The organism is Pseudomonas indica NBRC 103045 (assembly GCF_002091635.1).
Taxonomy (GTDB): domain Bacteria; phylum Pseudomonadota; class Gammaproteobacteria; order Pseudomonadales; family Pseudomonadaceae; genus Pseudomonas_M; species Pseudomonas_M indica.
Window position 1 is genome coordinate 1 of sequence record NZ_BDAC01000050.1, and the last position, 2053, is coordinate 2053.

The window sequence follows — 2053 nt, forward strand, 5'->3', positions numbered from 1 at the left end:
GGGACGACGGATCGGATCGTGGTGAGCAGTTACTTCCATGCCGACGGCAGCAGCGGTTATCGCCTGGAAGAAATCCGCTTCGCCGATGGCATAACCTGGAGCATCGAGCAGGTAAAAGCCATGGCACTGCAGAGTACCGATGGCAACGATGCCCTGTGGGGTTATGCCACCGACGATACCCTGCGCGGTGGCTTGGGCAACGACACCCTGTTCGGTCAGGCCGGCCAGGATGTACTGGAAGGCGGCGCGGGCAACGACACGCTGTACGGTGAGGACGGCAACGACAGCCTGCAGGGTGGCGAGGGTAGCGACCTGCTGAACGGTGGCAACGGTAACGATCTGCTGCAGGGGGATATGGGCAATGACACGCTCTATGGCGGTAACGGCAACGACACTCTCGAAGGTGGAGAGGGCAACGACTACCTCGTCGGCGACGCCGGTTCGGATATGTACCGCTTCAACCGGGGCTGGGGTCAGGACTCGATCAACAACTACGACACCAGTGCCGGGAAGGTGGATGCCATTGCGTTTGGTGAAGATATCGCCCCGAGCGACATCGTGATCAGCCGCTCCAGCACGGACCTGATCCTGAGCCTGAAAGGTTCGACGGACCGGATCGTGGTGAGCAGCTACTTCCATGCCGATGCTGCTGGTGGGTATCAACTGGAAGAAATCCGCTTCGCCGACGGCACCACCTGGAGCATCGCCCAGGTGAAGGCCATGGCACTGCAGAGTACGGACGGCAACGATGCCCTGTGGGGTTACGCCACGGACGATACCCTGAGCGGCGGCCTGGGCAACGACACCCTGTTCGGTCAGGCCGGCCAGGATGTGCTGGAAGGTGGTGCCGGCAACGACACGCTGTACGGCGAGGACGGCAACGACACTTTGCTGGGTGGCGAAGGTAGCGACCTGTTGTATGGCGGTAACGGTAACGACCTGCTGCAAGGTGACGTGGGCAATGACACGCTCTATGGCGGCAATGGCAACGACACCATCGAAGGTGATGCAGGCAACGACTACCTCGTCGGCGACGCCGGTTCGGACGTGTACCGCTTCAGCCGGGGCTGGGGCCAGGATTCGATCAACAACTACGACACCAGTGCCGGGAAGGTGGATGCCATCGCATTCGGCGAAGACATTGCCCCGAGCGATATCGTGATCAGCCGTTCCAGCACGGACCTGATCCTGAGCCTGAAAGGTTCGACGGACCGGATCGTGGTGAGCAGCTACTTCCATGCCGATGCTGCTGGTGGGTATCAACTGGAAGAAATCCGCTTCGCCGACGGCACCACCTGGAGCATCGCCCAGGTGAAGGCCATGGCACTGCAGAGTACGGACGGCAACGATGCCCTGTGGGGTTACGCCACGGACGATACCCTGAGCGGCGGTCTGGGCAACGACACCCTGTTCGGTCAGACCGGCCAGGATGTGCTGGAAGGCGGTGCCGGCAACGACACGCTGTACGGTGAGGACGGCAACGACAGCCTGCAGGGTGGCGAGGGTAGCGACCTGCTGTACGGCGGCAACGGTGATGACCTGCTGCAAGGTGACGTGGGTAACGACACGCTCTATGGCGGCCATGGCAACGACATCCTCGAGGGCGGAGAGGGCAATGACTACCTCGTGGGCGATGCCGGCTCCGACACCTACCTCTTCGGCAACGGCTCCGGCGTGGACACTATCAACAACTACGACACCGCCGCCGCCAGCGTCGATACGTTGCAGTTCGGTGATGGGGTTTCCGTCGAGCAGTTGTGGTTCCGTCGTAACGGTTCGAACCTGGATGTCAGCATCGTCGGTTCGAGTGACAAGGTGTCGATCAGTAGTTGGTATGCCAGCAGCAATTACCATCTGGACCAGTTCAAGACGGCCGATGGCAAAACCCTGTTGGAAAGCCAGGTGCAGTCGCTGGTGGATGCGATGGCTGCCTTCGGTGTGCCGGCGGGCGGGGAGTCGAATCTCTCTGCCGATCAGCGGGCACAGTTGGAGGTGGTGATCGCCGCGAACTGGCAATAACGCCCCTGGAAAAGGAGAAGGCCCATCCTGCGGT

Annotated in this window: 1 protein-coding gene; it reads left to right on the forward strand. The window is 61.4% G+C overall.

Going from position 1 to position 2053, the window contains the following annotated elements; all coding sequences use genetic code 11:
* On the forward strand, positions 1 to 2019 hold a 2019-nt coding region (locus PIN01S_RS26100; RefSeq protein ID WP_280522871.1), incomplete at its 5' end, for a calcium-binding protein.
* Between the last annotated feature and the right edge of the window lie 34 nt (positions 2020 to 2053).